The 16,122-nt window shown below is 62.6% G+C and carries 14 protein-coding genes; 7 read left to right on the top strand and 7 right to left on the bottom strand.

The features are described 5' to 3' along the window. Nucleotides 1-3 precede the first annotated feature (3 nt). Nucleotides 4-1,674: a transcription termination factor NusA gene (gene nusA, locus JET14_RS04470; RefSeq protein WP_200336980.1), complete on the bottom strand. Its 1,671-nt coding sequence runs from the start codon at nt 1,672-1,674 to the stop codon at nt 4-6. Nucleotides 1,675-1,767: 93 nt separating this feature from the next. Further along, a complete protein-coding gene (gene rimP / locus JET14_RS04465) occupies nt 1,768-2,376 on the bottom strand; it encodes a ribosome maturation factor RimP (RefSeq protein ID WP_432443062.1) in 609 nt (202 codons plus the stop codon). A 271-nt stretch (nt 2,377-2,647) separates the two neighbouring features. Here rimP and JET14_RS04460 point away from each other — a divergent pair, with 271 nt between their 5' ends. Continuing rightward, the gene (locus JET14_RS04460; protein ID WP_246750518.1) at nt 2,648-4,294 is read left to right on the top strand and encodes an MFS transporter; all 1,647 of its coding nucleotides are present in this window, start codon (nt 2,648-2,650) and stop codon (nt 4,292-4,294) included. A gap of 168 nt (nt 4,295-4,462) precedes the next feature. Beyond that, on the top strand, nt 4,463-4,861 hold the full coding sequence (locus tag JET14_RS04455) for a ClbS/DfsB family four-helix bundle protein (RefSeq protein WP_200336977.1): 399 nt from the start codon (nt 4,463-4,465) through the stop codon (nt 4,859-4,861). Nucleotides 4,862-5,043: 182 nt separating this feature from the next. On the opposite strand, the gene JET14_RS04450 is transcribed toward JET14_RS04455, so the two are convergent. Next, nucleotides 5,044-6,330, bottom strand: a complete 1,287-nt coding sequence (locus JET14_RS04450; protein WP_246750516.1) for a lytic murein transglycosylase — start codon at nt 6,328-6,330, stop codon at nt 5,044-5,046. Nucleotides 6,331-6,503: 173 nt separating this feature from the next. Next, the gene (locus tag JET14_RS04445) at nt 6,504-6,911 is read right to left on the bottom strand and encodes a DUF805 domain-containing protein (RefSeq protein ID WP_200336976.1); all 408 of its coding nucleotides are present in this window, start codon (nt 6,909-6,911) and stop codon (nt 6,504-6,506) included. A gap of 257 nt (nt 6,912-7,168) precedes the next feature. On the opposite strand from JET14_RS04445, the gene JET14_RS04440 reads away from it, so the two are divergent. From JET14_RS04440 to JET14_RS04420, 5 genes are all read left to right on the top strand, one after another. Further along, nucleotides 7,169-8,017, top strand: a complete 849-nt coding sequence (locus JET14_RS04440; RefSeq protein ID WP_200336975.1) for an undecaprenyl-diphosphate phosphatase — start codon at nt 7,169-7,171, stop codon at nt 8,015-8,017. A gap of 140 nt (nt 8,018-8,157) precedes the next feature. Then, complete coding sequence (locus tag JET14_RS04435; protein WP_024708932.1) at nt 8,158-8,850, top strand: glutathione S-transferase family protein; 693 nt, start codon at nt 8,158-8,160, stop codon at nt 8,848-8,850. Nucleotides 8,851-8,899: 49 nt separating this feature from the next. After that, the gene (gene queG / locus JET14_RS04430; protein ID WP_200336974.1) at nt 8,900-10,039 is read left to right on the top strand and encodes a tRNA epoxyqueuosine(34) reductase QueG; all 1,140 of its coding nucleotides are present in this window, start codon (nt 8,900-8,902) and stop codon (nt 10,037-10,039) included. Then, the gene (locus JET14_RS04425; protein ID WP_200336973.1) at nt 10,030-10,896 is read left to right on the top strand and encodes an SDR family oxidoreductase; all 867 of its coding nucleotides are present in this window, start codon (nt 10,030-10,032) and stop codon (nt 10,894-10,896) included. The genes queG and JET14_RS04425 overlap by 10 nt, the downstream gene beginning before the upstream one ends. Nucleotides 10,897-10,899: 3 nt before the next feature. Beyond that, complete coding sequence (locus JET14_RS04420) at nt 10,900-11,586, top strand: ceramidase domain-containing protein (RefSeq protein WP_200336972.1); 687 nt, start codon at nt 10,900-10,902, stop codon at nt 11,584-11,586. On the opposite strand, the gene xth is transcribed toward JET14_RS04420, so the two are convergent. The 3 genes from xth to JET14_RS04405 form a co-directional block, all read right to left on the bottom strand. Continuing rightward, nucleotides 11,571-12,374: an exodeoxyribonuclease III gene (xth, locus tag JET14_RS04415; protein WP_200336971.1), complete on the bottom strand. Its 804-nt coding sequence runs from the start codon at nt 12,372-12,374 to the stop codon at nt 11,571-11,573. The two genes, JET14_RS04420 and xth, sit on opposite strands and share 16 nt — an antisense overlap. Before the next feature lie 70 nt (nt 12,375-12,444). Beyond that, on the bottom strand, nt 12,445-13,176 hold the full coding sequence (locus JET14_RS04410) for an outer-membrane lipoprotein carrier protein LolA (RefSeq protein WP_246750515.1): 732 nt from the start codon (nt 13,174-13,176) through the stop codon (nt 12,445-12,447). Between the two features lie 99 nt (nt 13,177-13,275). After that, on the bottom strand, nt 13,276-15,987 hold the full coding sequence (locus JET14_RS04405; RefSeq protein WP_200336970.1) for an FtsK/SpoIIIE family DNA translocase: 2,712 nt from the start codon (nt 15,985-15,987) through the stop codon (nt 13,276-13,278). Nucleotides 15,988-16,122 lie beyond the last annotated feature (135 nt).

Raw genomic sequence — 16,122 nt, 5'->3', positions numbered from 1 at the left:
TCCTTACGCGCTCTTGCCGGCTTCGTCATCGGACGAAGCGGCCTCTTCGACGACGCCTTCCTCGGCAACGCCGTCTTCCGCCAGGCCGTCCTCGTCCTCGCTCGCCTCTTCGGCAACCGCGAGGTCTTCCTCGTTGATCCAGCCAACAGCCAGACGCGCCTGCACGACCATGTTCTCGGCTTCCACCCGCGACAGGTCAAAGCCCGAGAGCGTGCCTTCGAAACGCTTGGTCTGGCCGTTCTGACGCTCGGTCCAGCCGACAAGATCGTCAGCGGCGCAACCGGCGAAGTCTTCCATCGTCTTGATATCGTCCTCGCCAAGCGCGACCATCATCGCCAGCGTCATGCCGTCGATCTGGCGCAGGTCGTCGGAAACGCCGAGTTCGCGGCGCTTCTCGTCAAGTTCGGCTTCCTGGCGCTCGAGGAATTCCTTGGCGCGCATCTGGATTTCTTCCGCCGTCTCCTCGTCGAAGCCCTCGATCGAGGAAATTTCGTCAAGCTCGACATAAGCGAGTTCCTCGATGGCCGCAAAGCCTTCGGACGCCAGAACCTGTCCGACCATCTCGTCAACGTCCAGCGCATCCATGAACAGCTGCGACCGTTCGTTGAATTCCTTCTGACGGCGTTCGGATTCCTCGTTCTCCGTCATGATGTCGATGTCCCAGCCCGTCAGTTGCGAGGCGAGACGGACATTCTGGCCGCGACGGCCGATCGCCAGCGACAGCTGGTCGTCCGGAACAACAACGTCAATGCGCTCGGCGTCCTCGTCCAGCACCACCTTGGCGACTTCGGCCGGCTGCAGCGCGTTGACGATGAAGGAGGCCGGATCCTCCGACCACGGAATGATGTCGATCTTCTCGCCCTGCAGTTCGCCGACAACGGCCTGGACGCGGCTGCCGCGCATGCCGACGCAGGCGCCGACCGGGTCGATCGACGAATCCGACGAGATCACGGCGATCTTGGCGCGCGAACCCGGATCACGGGCAACCGACTTGATGGTGATGATGCCGTCATAGATTTCCGGCACTTCCATGGTGAAGAGCTTGACCATGAACTGCGGATGGGTGCGCGACAGGAAGATCTGCGGCCCGCGCTGCTCGCGGCGCACATCATAGACATAGGCGCGGATGCGGTCGCCGTAGCGCGGCACTTCGCGCGGGATCATCTCATCGCGGCGGATAATGGCTTCGCCACGGCCGAGATCGACGATGACATTGCCATATTCGACGCGCTTGACCGTGCCGTTGACGATCTCGCCGATGCGGTCCTTGTATTCGTCGTACTGGCGGTCGCGCTCGGCCTCGCGCACCTTCTGGACGATCACCTGCTTGGCCGACTGGGCGGCGATGCGACCGAAATCCATCGGCGGCAGCGGGTCGGCGATGAAATCGCCGAGCTTGGCTTCCGGGTTTCGGTCAAGCGCCAGCGCCAGCGGGATCTGCGTGCTGTAATCCTCGGCTTCCTCGACCACTTCGAGCAGGCGCTGAAGATGGATCTCGCCGGTCTTGGGATTGATGTCGGCGCGGATATTGGTCTCCGATCCGTAACGCGACTTGGCCGCCTTCTGGATGGCGTCGGCCATGGCGGTCAGGACGATCTCGCGATCGATCGATTTTTCACGCGCCACCGCATCGGCGATCTGCAACAGTTCCAGCCGGTTCGCACTTACTGCCATTTTACGGGTCTCCGTCCTTGCAAGCGGAACCGCGCCGGTTCCGTCAATATCCTGAAATCGCATGCCGCCCGTTCCGGGGCCATGGCGTCTGTCTTAATTGTCGTCGCCGTCGGCGACATCTTCCTCGTCGTCGTTTTCGTTCGCCGCCTTCTGCTTGGCGAGCTTGTCGGCCCTCAGCGCCTCACGGATCAGTTCGTCGGTCAGCACCAGCTTGGCATCCGAGAGCGCGGTGAAGGGAATGGTCACCTCGGGCGGCTCGCCGTAGGCAACGCCGTCGCGCAGAAGCGTGATGCCATCGACATCGGCTTCGATGATGCGGCCGCGGAAGCGCTTGCGGTCGTTGACGAGAACCGACGTCTCGCACTTCACGAGGTGACCCTTCCAGCGGTAGAAATCTGATTTGCGCACCATCGGCCGGTCGATGCCCGGCGAGGACACTTCCAGATGGTAGGCCCGGTTAATCGGGTCTTCCACATCGAGCACCGGCGAAACGGCCTGCGAGACCTCCTCGCAATCCTCCACCGTCATGGTGCCGTCGAAACGCTCGGCCATGATCTGCAGCGTCAGTCCGTTCTGGCCGGAAAGCCTGACGCGCACGAGCTTGAAGCCGATATCTTCCAGAACGGGCTCGATCATGTCGGCGATCTTCTTGTCGATGCCCGTTTCCACGATCAGCCGCTCTTCTCTTGCTTTGTCCGCCATCTGTGTCAAATCTGTCAAAAGTTGCTCCCGGCGGCCGCGACCGCCTCCCGCGCCAAACAAAAAAGAGCGGGTCCGCGAGGCCCCACTCTTCATCTGACGATCAAGAATTTCAGCCGTAAATAATCCCTTGCCGCGCAAATTGCAAGTTTTATCGCCATGGTGCCGGACCGGACCCGCTGCAGTGCGTATAGGCAAGCGGCACCGCAAGGGCCTATAGTGCGCTGCCGGAGACGCCCGGCAGATGCCCGGCATTTGGAAACAGAGAACATTGATGCAGCCCGCGCCAGACCCGAAATCACTCTTCGCGCCCTTTTCCCATCCGACCTTCCGCTATATCTGGCTCGCCTCGGTTGCCTCCAATCTCGGCAGCATGATCCAGAATGTCGGCGCGGCGTGGATGATGACGTCGATTTCCGCTTCGGAAAGCATGGTGGCCCTGGTGCAGGCGTCAACAACGTTGCCGGTGATGCTGTTTGCGCTTCTGGCCGGCGCGATCGCCGACGGCTTCGACCGCCGCAGGGTGATTCTCTCGGCCCAGGCATTCATGTTCACGGTTTCCGTGCTCCTGGCGATCGTCGCCATCAGCGGACTGATCACGCCGTGGCTGCTTCTGGCGTTCACCTTCCTCATCGGCTGCGGCAACGCGCTCAACAACCCCTCCTGGCAGGCCTCCGTCGGCGATATGGTGCCGCGTTCGGACCTGCCCGGCGCGGTCACGCTCAACTCCGTCGGCTTCAATATTACCCGCAGCCTCGGCCCGGCCATCGGCGGCACCATCGTGGCCATCGGCGGCGGGGCGGCCGCCTTCACGGTCAACGCCTTTTCCTATCTCGGCCTTCTCACCGTCGTCTACCGATGGAAATTCCGCCGCCCGGAAAGCCCGTTGCCGCGCGAGAAGATGACGACGGCCATCGGCGCGGGCCTGCGCTATGTCGTGATGTCGCCGAACATCCTGAAAGTGTTGCTGCGCGCCTTTATCTTTGGCCTTGCCTCGGTTTCGGTGCTGGCGCTTCTGCCGGTCGTGGCGCGTGACGTGATCGCCGGCGGACCGCAGACCTTCGGCATCATGCTCGGCGCCTTCGGCATCGGCGCGATCGGCGGCGCCTTTGCCAACGCGCATGCCCGCGCCCGCCTTTCAAACGAGGCGATCGTCGCCGTCTCCTTTCTGATCTTCGCGGCAAGCGCCGTCGCGATCGGCCTGTCGACCTCGCTCGTGCTCGATTGTCTCGCCCTGCTTTTCGCGGGGGCCTGCTGGGTCCTCACGCTTTCGCTGTTCAACACGGTGGTGCAGCTCACAACCCCGCGCTGGGTGGTCGGCCGGGCGCTGTCCCTCTACCAGACCGCCTCCTTCGGCGGCATGGCGCTTGGCAGCTGGCTCTGGGGCCAGGTGGCCGAGAACTATTCGATCACGCTTGCCTTCGTCGCCGCCGCCGGCGTGATGGCGCTTGGCGCGGCGATCGGCCTGTTCCTGAAGATGCCCGCGCTTGAAAGCCTCAATCTAGACCCTCTGAACCGATTCCAGACGCCCGAAACCAAGGTCGACATGCTGGCCCGCAGCGGTCCCATCGTGGTCGAGACCCGCTTTATCATCAGCCCGGACGACACGGAGGAGTTTCTGCGACTGATGATCGAGCGGCGCCGCATCCGCAAGCGCGACGGCGCGCGCAAATGGGCGCTGATGCGCGATATCGCCGATCCGGAGGTGTGGATCGAGACCTACCACGCACCGACCTGGGTGGATTACGTGCGCCACAACCAGCGCCGCACCGTCGCCGACGCCGAAAACCTGGACCGCATCCGCGAACTGCATCGTGGCGAGGGAAGGCCGGAAGTCCGCCGCATGATCGAGCGGCAGGCGATCCCGCCGCGCGACGAGGTGTTCAACCGCCCCTACCACATGCATCACCAGCATCACTGACGCGGGACTGACGTCGGGCTTTTGCATCATTTGCTCGAAGCTTACCCGCAAATGCCGGATATTCGCCAGCATCCCGCCAGGGCCGTTTGCGCGGCCGCACCAAGGGCGAAACGCATTGGTTTGACCGGAATCAACGTATGGATCGCCCGATATTCGTATCGATAAACCATGGTAGCAGCGACGAACAAAACCGAATTGCTGGCCGTCTTCGACGGGGAACTGGCGCGATTGAGGCAGACACTTGCGTCAGTTGACGAACAGACCTCAACCTTGTCGTCTCCTGAAGACACGACCACGATCAAAGGCATCATCGCGCACCGCACCCATTGGATGGGCATGTTCCACCAATGGTTCGAAGACGGCGTTGCCGGACGGGAGGTATCCGTGCCGGCAAAGGGCTACAAGTGGAACCAGCTCAAGGCCTATAACGCACCGCTTTATCTGAAGGGCAACGATACGCCGTGGGCAGATTTACTCCGTGAGTTTGAAACCGCCTGCAAGAAGCTGCGGTCCTTCATTGCCTCCCGGGAAGATCATGACCTCTACGCGCAAGGCGTTTATGCCTGAACCGGAAAATGGACGCTTGGCCGGTATGCCGAAGCCTCCGGGCCATCGCATTTCCGGTCTGCAAACACCTACATCCGGAAAACGTTGAGGGCCGCGCGACAGCTATAATTCCCCGGGCAGGGTCGCCCTCATCCGGCGGCACCTTCAAAATCCCGAAAGGACAATACTCAGCCTATCCGCGATTACCGCAGCAATTCGTTCTTCAGCTCAGGCGTCGGCCAGCAGGTCTGGCTCACACGGTTGCGCATCTGCCAGTCGCCGATGGAGCGGCGGGTCTTGTAGCCGACGAGGCCGTCGGCGCCGCCGGTGTCGTAGCCCATGCCCATCAGCTTCTTCTGCATGGCCGCGACATCGGAGCGCAGAAGCGTGCCGGTGCGCTGCCAGGGCTGAACGAAAGCGCCCATGCCATACTGGATGCGGTCTGCGAGGTTGCCGACGAAGAGGGCGTAGAGATCGGAATTGTTGTATTTCTTCAGCACGTAGAAATTCGGCGTGACGATGAATTCCGGCCCGTAGCGGCCCTGCGGCACCAGCATCAGGCCGGGTTCGCGCAATTCGTCCGCCGGAAAGCTCTTTCCCTGGACGCGGTCGATGCCCTGCTTGACCCAGGCCGAGATCGGCCGGGCATTGTCCGGCCCTTCCTGCGCACAGGAGACATTGTCGGGAATGACGGCCTCATAGCCCCAGTCACGGCCGCGCTCCCAACCGTCGCTTGCCAGATGCTTGGCGATGGTCGCAAGCGAATCCGGCACCGAGTCCCAGACGTCGATGACGCCGTCGCCGTCAAAATCGACCGCATAGTTCTGGAAGTTCGACGGCATCAGCTGCGGCTGGCCGAAAGCGCCGGCCCAGGAGGCCTTGCGCTTGTCGAGGGGGGCGGCGCCGCTCTGGATGATCTGGAGTGCAGCGATGAACTCGCGCTGGAACATCTGCTGGCGCGAGCCGGTCATGAACGCCTTGGTGCCGAGCACCTGGAGAATGTCGTATTTTTCCTCCGCCGCGCCGTAGCCCATTTCCCGCCCCCAGATGGCGAGCACGATGCGTCCCGGCACGCCGTAGCGCGCCTCGATCTGATCGAGAACCGGCTTGTACTGGTTGTAAAGCTGACGTCCCTTGACGGCGAGATAGTTCAGATTGTTTTCGGAGAAATAAGGTCCCGGCTCGGAGAATTCCGGCTGGGTCTGCGCGCGCTTTTGCGGCGGAGTCGTGCCCGGCGGCACGAGATCGGGGAGCGACCAGTTGATCGAAAGGCCTTGCGTGACGCGGTCATAGACATTTGCCGAGACGCCCGAACGCAGGGCGGCGCTGCGCATGTCGGTCGCCAGCCAGTTCCGGAACTGGCGGTCGACCTGGCCGCGGTCATAGGCGTTGGCGACGCTGGAAACCCCCGCGCCCGCCGCGAAGGCAAGCATGAAGGCGGCAAGCGCACACACGACGCGGACGGCATTGAGCAGTCGGAACCTGGACATCGGACGTCTCCTTCTCGCGCGTGATTCTGGAGAAAGATGGTTACCGAATGGTAAACGCAAAGGGCCTCACGCCACGCAGAAGACCCGCCTGCGATCACAGTCCGGTGAACGGCCGCGAGCCCGTTCGAAGACATCCGCCTTCAAACGCGCCTTACTTGCAAATACGCTGCGCCTCAGCCCTTCCCGGCTTCGACATCGGGACCGAAATCATTGGTCTGCGCCTGTCCCGGCTGGACGTACCAGAAAAGCAGCAGCAGGATGCCGATGCCGGTGAAGACAAGAAGCAGCCACCAGCCACTGTGGTTGACATCATGCAGACGGCGCGCGGCAACCGCAATATTCGGCACCAGGATGGCAAGGCTCCAGATACCGCCAAGAAAGCCCGGCTGCGAACTGCCGAAAAGGACATAGTCGATGCCGGACAAAATCACGCTGACGATCGCGGTCCCGAGCACCCAGAACCAGAAGGCGCCGCGTGATGACCGCCCGCGAAACAATGCGTAATTGCTGAAACCAAGTCGGAGAGCCTCACCGAAACCCACATTGCGGTGCTCTCTGCCGATATAACCTGTCTCTGTCATTTTGATCCCCTGCTCCTCAGTGTGACCCTTTGAAGGACAGGATACGCGCTCTTTGCATATTGGCAAGCAACGGCGTTTCGATCTCCGGCACGGAAAGTCACCATTAGCGTTCGCCGGCGCCACACAGCTTCCCAATAGCGCCCTGTTCGGCTACTAATGCCTGGCGGTCGTGAAACCGGTTTTGAAGGACGGGCCGCCATTTTTTCAAGATCGCGTTTTCAGCTACAGTTTTTCAGTGAGCAGGGATTTTCAAGCGCATGGATATCGGTTGGATCGAAGCCGCCTTTCTCGGCCTGTTGCAGGGCCTCACGGAATTTCTTCCCATTTCCTCAAGCGCGCATCTGCGCATTGCCGGCGAGTTCCTGCCTTCGGGCGCTGATCCCGGCGCGGCGTTTACGGCGATCACCCAGATCGGCACGGAAACGGCGGTTCTCGTCTATTTCTGGTCCGACATCATGCGCATCGCCAGCGCCTGGCTGGCCAAGAACCTGAAGCTCGGCGACTATCCCGGACGCCATTCTCCGGCAGACGTGCGCATGGGCTGGCTGATCATCATCGGCTCGGTCCCAATCGTCGTTCTCGGCCTGCTCTTCAAGGACCAGATCGAGCATTCGCTGCGCAACCTCTATATCACCGCCACCATGCTGATCGTCTTCGGCCTGATCATGGGCTATGCCGACAAGGTGGGCGCCAAGAAGGTCACGCTCGACAAGCTGTCCTGGCGCGACGGCATTCTCTACGGTTTTGCCCAGGCCATGGCGCTGATTCCCGGCGTCTCGCGCTCGGGCGGCACGATCAGCGCTGGCCTGCTGCTCGGCTACACCCGCGAGGCGGCGGCCCGCTATTCCTTCCTGCTCGCTGTGCCGGCCGTGTTCGGTTCCGGCTTCTATCAGCTTTTCAAGAGCATCGGCGAGGACAATCCGGTCGGCTGGGGCGCGACAGCGCTTGCGACCCTGATTGCCTTCGTCGTCGGCTATGCGGTGATCGTGTTCTTCCTCAAGCTCGTTTCCACCCGCAATTACATGCCCTTCGTCTATTATCGCGTGATCCTCGGCGGCGCGCTTCTCGTGCTTCTGGCGATGGGCGTGATCAGTCCCGGCGGTTAGGCCGGTCACCCATCGTTAATCCTTCGGCGATAGGATGGGCCCACTCGAACACGAACGAACGACCGCGCCAAACCTCTTGTCCGCGCCTGAAAACCGGATCGGGGGCATGATCGCGCCCCGTTTCATGCGACGAAAGCCAGATGTCTACGCTCTACCATCACCCCATGTCCGCCGCATCGCGTTTCATTCGCCTGGTCATCGGCGAATATGCTTTCGACGTTGACCTGATCGAGGAACGGCCCTGGGAGAAACGCAAGGCCTTTCTCACCGCCAATCCGGCCGGAACGCTTCCGGTCTATGTCGACGACAATATGCGTGCGCTCTGCGGCCCCTTCGTCATCGCCGAATTCATGGACGAGACCCATGGCGTGCTGCAGCGCGAGCGCCGGCTTCTTGCCGAGGAACCCTTCCAGCGCGCCGAGATCCGCCGGCTGACCGAATGGTTCCTGTTGAAACTGGAACAGGACGTAACCTACCCGCTCTGCCGCGAACGGGTCTACAAGCTGCAGATGGGAAGCGAGCACGGCGGGGGCGCGCCCGATTCGCGCATCCTGCGGGCTGCGCGCGCCAATATCCGCCAGCATATGAAATATCTTGCCTGGCTTGCCGGCAACCGCGGCTGGCTTGCGGGCAAGCGCATGAGCTATGCCGACCTTTCCGCCGGCGGCGCCATTTCGGCCCTCGACTATCTGGGCGAAATCAACTGGGACGAGGCGCCCGCGGCCAAGGAATGGTACCAGCGGCTGAAATCACGGCCCGCCTTCCGCGCGTTGCTGGCCGACCGCGTGCGCGGAGTCGTGCCGGTTTCCCATTACGCCGATCTGGATTTTTGAGCCGCAAGACGCCACGTTTATCAGAACGGCGCAACAGAGCGGTGGATCAATGGCTGAACGCCGGGAAAAACTGAAACGCTTCCTGCAGGAAGAGGCGCGGGCGATCGGCTTCGATGCCTGCCGGATCGCGCGCGCCGAGGACCTGCCGGAATCTGCCGCAGCGTTGAGGGCTTTCGTCGAAAACGGATATCACGGCGAAATGGCATGGATGGAAGAGACGCTTGAACGGCGATCCTCTCCGCTTGGCCTCTGGCCCGATGCCCGCTCCGTCATCATGCTGGCCATGAACTACGGGCCGGACGAAGATCCACGCCCGCTGCTGGAACAGCGCGATCGCGCCAATATCTCCGTCTATGCCCGCAACCGCGACTATCACGATGTCATCAAGGGCAAGCTGAAGCAGATGGCGGGCCGGTTCGCCGCGCGTTCCGGAGCGGATGTGAAGGTCTTCGTCGACACCGCGCCGGTGATGGAAAAGCCGCTTGCCGAAAAGGCCGGCATCGGCTGGCAGGGCAAGCACACCAATCTGGTGAGCCGCGACTATGGCTCCTGGCTGTTTCTCGGTTCGATCTTCACCACCGAGGAACTGGACCCCGATGGCGCGGACAAGGATCACTGCGGCTCCTGCCGCGCCTGTCTCGACGTCTGCCCGACCGAGGCCTTTCCCGCGCCCTACAGGCTGGATGCCCGGCGCTGCATCTCCTACCTCACCATCGAGCATCACGGCGTCATCCCTGAAGAATTCAGAAGCGCCATGGGCAACCGCATCTATGGCTGCGACGACTGCCTGGCCGCCTGCCCCTGGAACAAGTTCGCCGAGACCGCCTCAGAGATGAAGCTCGCCGCGCGCGAGGATCTGAAAGCCCCGGACCTTTCGATGTTCCTGCGTTTTGACGATGCCGCCTTCCGAAAATTCTTTTCCGGTTCGCCGGTCAAGCGGATCGGGCGCGACCGTTTTGTCCGCAACTGTCTGATCGCCGCCGGCAACAGCGGTCATCCGCATCTCGCAGGGGAGTGCCGTCGGCTTCTTGACGACGACAGCGCAGCGGTGCGCGCCATGGCGGTGTGGGCGCTCGCCCGCCTGCTCTCGAAAGCGGAATTTGCCGCATTGGCAAAGTCACGCTTACATGACACTGATGAAGATGTTCGCCGCGAATGGGAACGCGAGGAGGAAGTGCTATGCATCTAGTTGTTTTCGGCGCCGGCTATTCCGGTCGCGCGATCGCCTCGGCCCTGGCGCCGGCGTGCCATCATGTCGCCGGCACGACGCGGACGGCCGAGAACGCCGCCATGCTTGGCGCGTGCGGCATCGAAACCTTCATCTTCGATGGCGAAACCATCGACCGGTCGCTTGCCCGCAAGCTGCGCCAGGCGACGCATGTCGTGCAGACCATTCCGCCCGGCGAGGAAGGTGATCTTCTTCTCAACATCGCCCGCCGCGTGGTGCATTTCGAACTGCCGTCGTTGCAGTGGGTCTGCTACCTCTCCACGGTCGGGGTCTATGGCGACCATGAGGGCGCCTGGGTCGACGAGACGTCGGAATGCCGGCCGACATCGGGGCGTTCCAGGCGACGGCTCGAGGTCGAGCGGCAATGGCTGGAAACAGGCGAGGAGCACGGCATTCCGGTGGCGATCCTGAGGCTTTCCGGCATCTATGGTCCGGGCCGCAATGCCTTCCGCCGGCTGATGGAGGGCACGCAGAAGCGCATCATCAAGGAAAACCAGGTCTTCAACCGGATCCGGGTCGAGGATATCGGTTACGCCACCGCCTTCCTGGCCGAGCATGGCTTCGGCGGCATCTTCAATGTCACCGACAACGAACCTTCGCCGCCGCAGGACGTGATCGTGGAGGCCGCCCGGCTGATGGGCATCGAACCGCCGCCGGAAATCGCCTTCGAGGACGCCGACCTCTCGCCGATGGCGCGCTCCTTCTGGGGCGAGAACAAGCGCGTCAGCAACGCCAAGCTGAAGAAGCTCGGCTACGAATTCGAGTTTCCGAACTACCGGCAATCGCTCAGGCAGATGTGGGACATGAAGGCGTATTGAGGGATGGAGAGCTTCGTCGATCTCTACTGCGAACGGACGGCGGCCGGGTTCTGGAACGAGCCCGTCAACGCGCTCACCAACCTTGCCTTCATCATCGCCGCGATGATTGCCTGGCCGAAGGCCTGGCGTCGTGCCGAGCGTTCACTGATCGAGCTGACCGTGATCGCGCTGGTCTTCGCCATCGGCGTCGGATCGTTCCTGTTCCACACGCTGGCAACGCCGCTTTCCGGCGCGCTCGACGTGATCCCGATCTGGCTGTTCTTCTTTGCCTATATCCTGCTGATCTTCATCCGCGTCACTGGCGGCAAGAGTTTCGACATCATCGGCTACATGGTGGCGACCCTGTTCGGCTTCGTGGCGGTGGTCTATCTCGTCGGGCTTTTGGGGCGTAACGGCGCCGCACTCAACGGCTCGCTGCAATATGCGCCGGCGCTGATCGCCATGGCGCTTGCCAGCGCGATCGCCGCTTATCGCGGCCATCCGGTGTGGCGCTATTTCGCCGGCGCCACGGCGATCTTCATCATCTCGCTGACCTTCCGCAGCCTGGACCAGGCCTCATGCGCGATCACCGGCGGGCTCGGCACGCATTTTCTCTGGCATATCCTGAATGCAACGGTACTCGGCATTCTGCTGATGGGCGCAATCAACGCCATGCCGCCCGGCCCTTCCGCCGATCAGAGCGAGAAGTAACCCGTCACCGGCACATGGTCGGAGGGTTTTTCCCATCCGCGCGCATCGGCGAGGATCTCGAAGCCGCTAAAGGCGGGAACGAGATCGGCAGAAGACCAGATGTGATCGAGCCTGCGGCCGCGATTGGCGGCCTTCCAGTCCTTGGCGCGATAGCTCCACCAGGTGTAGAGCTTTTCGTCCTCCGGTGTGACGTGGCGCATCAGGTCGGTCCAGCCGCCTGCGGTGATCAGGTCGCGCATGCCCTCGGTTTCCACCGGCGTGTGGCTGACGACCTTCAGGAGTTGCTTGTGCGACCAGACATCATGCTCCATCGGCGCGATGTTGAGATCGCCGACCAGAATTGAGCTGACGCCATCCTCGGCATCCGCCTTCAGCGCCTTCATCTCTGCCAGAAAATCGAGCTTGTGGCGGAATTTCGGATTGACCTCCGGATCCGGTTCATCGCCGCCGGCCGGTACATAGAAATTGTGCAGGCGGATCTTCCGGCCGCCGACATCGATCACCGCCGCGATGTGCCGGGTGTCGCCCATGGCGCAGTAATCGGTCGAGAACCCTTCGCCGAGCGGCAGGCGCGAAACGATGGCAACGCCATGATAGCCTTTCTGGCCATGGACCGCGATATGCTCGTAACCGAGTTCGCGCAGCGCCTTGTAGGGGAACTGGTCGTTCAGACATTTGATTTCCTGAAGGCAGAGAACATCCGGCGCGTGCTCGTCAAGAAACCTGCTGACGATCGGCAGGCGCAGGCGCACCGAGTTGATGTTCCATGTGGTAAGCTTCAGTTCCAAGTCGACGCCTTTCCTGCCTTTGCCGAAGGGGCATCAGCAATAGGCGATTCTCGAGGCGACCGGAAGGCCGTCAGTTGCTGGAGCTGGGGCTTGCCATGATCTGGTCGTAGGGGATGCGGAAAACGGAGCGGCCGAATTCGACGCCGGTGCGGACGTTGGAGAGGATCACGGTCGTGTCCTTGCCCTGGGCATCTGTAATGGTCCACTGACGCAGCTCATAGGTCTTGCTGTCGAACATCAGCGTGATCACCTGGTCGCCGAAGATCGACTTGTCGCCAAGCACGATGATCGTCAGCCCGCTCTGCTGGCGCACATCGCGCACCATCCGGTTCTCGAGGTCGATCTGGTCAGCCAGGAGCAGGCTGAGCGGCGTGCGTGACAGGGGGTAGAAGTCCCAGGTATCGAGCTCGCCATTGCCGACGGCGACATTGCGGCCATCGGCGATCACCTTCAGCGTCGACGGAGGATCATAGTCGAAACGCAGCTTGCCCGGGCGCTCCAGATAGAACTTGCCGCCGGCCTGGTCGCCGCGCGGGCCGAACTGCATGAACTCACCGGTCATCGTCTTGACCGAGGAAAAATGGTTGGCGATCTTCTGGGCGGCATCGGCCGGCGCCGCCGTGGTGGCCTGCGCGACCTGCTGCGACCCGTCGCGTTTCGTCGGCAACGGTACGGTCGATGTCTGCGCGAAGACCGGAGCGGCAGCGCAGAACAGCATTGCCGCGCCGCCCGCGATCCCGCCCATGAACTGCCGGCGCGACCGTGTGGCGTTTGGGGGCGTGGTCACGTTGCGGTCACTCATCTGTCAATATCCTGAAACTCTGTTAAAGCGCTTCCTGCCCGGCCAAGACGGCGATTTCTGGGCAGGCGCCGGATTGTTCGTGCACTCAAAGATGGGGCGTCAATTGGACCCTTCAATGATATCGCGCTCCGTCGGCACCAGAATTTCGCGTTTTCCCGCGTGGTTTGCCGGGCCGATCACGCCTTCGCCCTCCATCCGCTCGATCAGGCTTGCCGCGCGGTTATAGCCAATGCCAAGCCGGCGCTGGACGTAGGACGTCGAGGCCTTGCCGTCGCGCAGCACGATGGCGACCGCCTGATCATAGGGGTCATCCGATTTGGAGAGGTTGGACGCGCTGCTGCCGTCGGAATCGACCATGTCGTCGTCATCATCCGCAGTGATCGCGTCGAGGTAGTCGGGCGTTCCCTGCGTCTTCAGATAGGCGACGATCTCTTCCACCTCCGGGTCGGAGACGAAGGGCCCGTGGACGCGCTGGATGCGCCCGCCACCGGCCATGTGCAGCATGTCGCCCTGGCCGAGAAGCTGTTCGGCGCCCTGCTCGCCCAGAATGGTGCGGCTGTCGATCTTGGACGTCACCTGGAAGGAGATGCGCGTCGGGAAGTTTGCCTTGATCGTGCCGGTGATCACATCGACCGACGGCCTCTGCGTGGCCATGATGACATGGATGCCGGCCGCGCGCGCCATCTGCGCCAGACGCTGGACGGCGCCTTCGATATCCTTGCCGGCAACCATCATCAGGTCGGCCATTTCGTCGATGATCACGACGATATAGGGCATCGGCTCGAGATCGAACTCCTCCGTCTCGTAGATCGCTTCGCCGGTTTCGCGGTCGAAACCAGTCTGGACGGTGCGCGACAGCGTTTCGCCCTTCTCGGCGGCCTGGCGCACGCGGCTGTTGAAGCCGTCGATATTGCGCACGCCGAGCTTCGCCATGTTCTTGTAGCGCTCTTCCATCTCGCGCACGGTCCATTTGAGCGCGACGACGGCCTTCTTTGGGTCGGTCACGACCGGCGACAAAAGATGCGGGATGCCGTCATAGACCGAAAGCTCGAGCATTTTCGGGTCGATCATGATCAGCCGGCACTCATCCGGCGACAGCCTGTAGAGCAGCGACAGGATCATGGTGTTGACGGCAACCGATTTACCCGAGCCGGTGGTGCCGGCAATCAGGAGATGCGGCATCTTGGCAAGATCGACCGTAACGCTTTCGCCGCCGATGGTCTTGCCGAGCGCCATGGCGAGCTTCGCCTTGGACTTTTCAAAGTCCTGACTGGCGATGATCTCGCGCAGGAACACGGTCTCGCGATGGGGGTTCGGCAGTTCGATGCCGATGGCGTTGCGTCCGGGAATGACGGCGACGCGGGCCGAGATCGCCGCCATCGAGCGGGCGATATCATCGGCAAGGCCGATGACGCGCGACGACTTGATGCCGGGCGCAGGCTCCAGTTCGTAAAGGGTGACGACAGGCCCCGGCCGCACATGAATGATCTCGCCCTTGACGCCGAAATCCTCCAGCACCTTCTCCAGTGTGCGGGCATTGTCCTCCAGCACCTCCTTCGAAAGCGCCTTGTCGCGCGCAAGTCCCTTGGGTTCGGCAAGAAGGCTGTGGGAGGGCAGCTCGAAATGGCCGGCGCTGCGATGGCTGTCGCGGGCCGGGCGGCGCACCGTCTCGGCGCTTGCCGGACGCGGCGGCGGCGCAGGTGCCGCCACCACAGGCGCGCGGGGGGCTTCGCGGGTGACCGTGGCGCGGCTTCCCGCCTCCATGTCGCTCCGCCGCGCGCCGGGCATGTCGAAATCGGCGCTCAGCACGCCGTCGGGAAGATAGTCGTCGTCATCATCGTCATAGCCCGGATCGAAACCCCTGCCTGCCTCGTCATAGTCGAAGGGCGGCGGATCGACCGGCGCGTAGCCGCGTTCACGCCGTGCTTCCGGGTCAACGAGGCTTGGCTCGCCGCGACTCTGGTAGGACGGACGCTCCTCTTCGTCGAGACGTTCGAAACTGTCCTCGTTGAAGTCATAGGGCTCGTCGAACAGGTCGTCTTCTTCATCGGCGCGCTTGCGGGCGAAGAGACGATTGAGGCGCGCGCGCGTTATGTACCAGGAATGCGCCATATGACCGATGAGCGGCGCGAGCGAGAAGAAACCGTCGCGCTCCTCGGAAAGATCGGCGACGGAGGGCGCTCCCGGATCATGATCCGTCTGCCGGACAGCGGGCTTTTCGACAACAACCGGCGGCTGACGCACGATCAGGCCGGCGGCGTAAAGCTGCAGAAAGAGGGCCGGCACCGCGAAGATCGCGCCGACAATCATGGCGGCGACGCCTGCCGGATACTGACCGAGGAACAGCGCCGGAAAGCGCAGGATCAGGTCGCCGGCAACGCCGCCGAGCCCGTTCGGCAGCGGCCAGGTGGGCGGCGCGGGAAAGCAGCCGAGCACGGCCGCCGTCACGAGACCTGCGCCGAACCAGGCAAACAGCCGCGAGGGCTTGCGATGGATGGGCCGACCAGCCATCAGCGCCAGCGCCCAGGACAGCACCGGCAGAAGCGCGAATACGCTCGCCAGACCGAAGGACTGCATCATGATGTCGGCGAAATCGGCGCCGGGATAGCCGAGAATATTGGTCGGCAGGCGGCCGGTGGCGTGCAGGCCGCTTGGATCGTCCACGTTCCATGTCGCAAGCGCGGCGATCGCCAGGCAGAGGGCAACGAACAGCGCGAAGCCGAAAAGGGCCGCAACATAGCGTCGCACAAAACCGGTGAAGGAGAACTCCCCGCTGCTCTTTTCCCCGTATCGCTCTGCTCGTGCCGCCATGTCTGTCCGTTCCTGAAACTCTGTTCTGATTCGGCCGCCCTGAACGCCGGCGCCTGTTCGGCAGCCGGCACAATGGGCATCGCCGGCAGGCTAGCAGCGATGGGTTAAAGCCTCTTTAACCATCGAAAAACGACG

Source organism: Martelella lutilitoris (genome assembly GCF_016598595.1).
GTDB lineage: Bacteria > Pseudomonadota > Alphaproteobacteria > Rhizobiales > Rhizobiaceae > Martelella > Martelella lutilitoris_A.
This window is presented reverse-complemented; position numbering and strand designations above follow the sequence as displayed.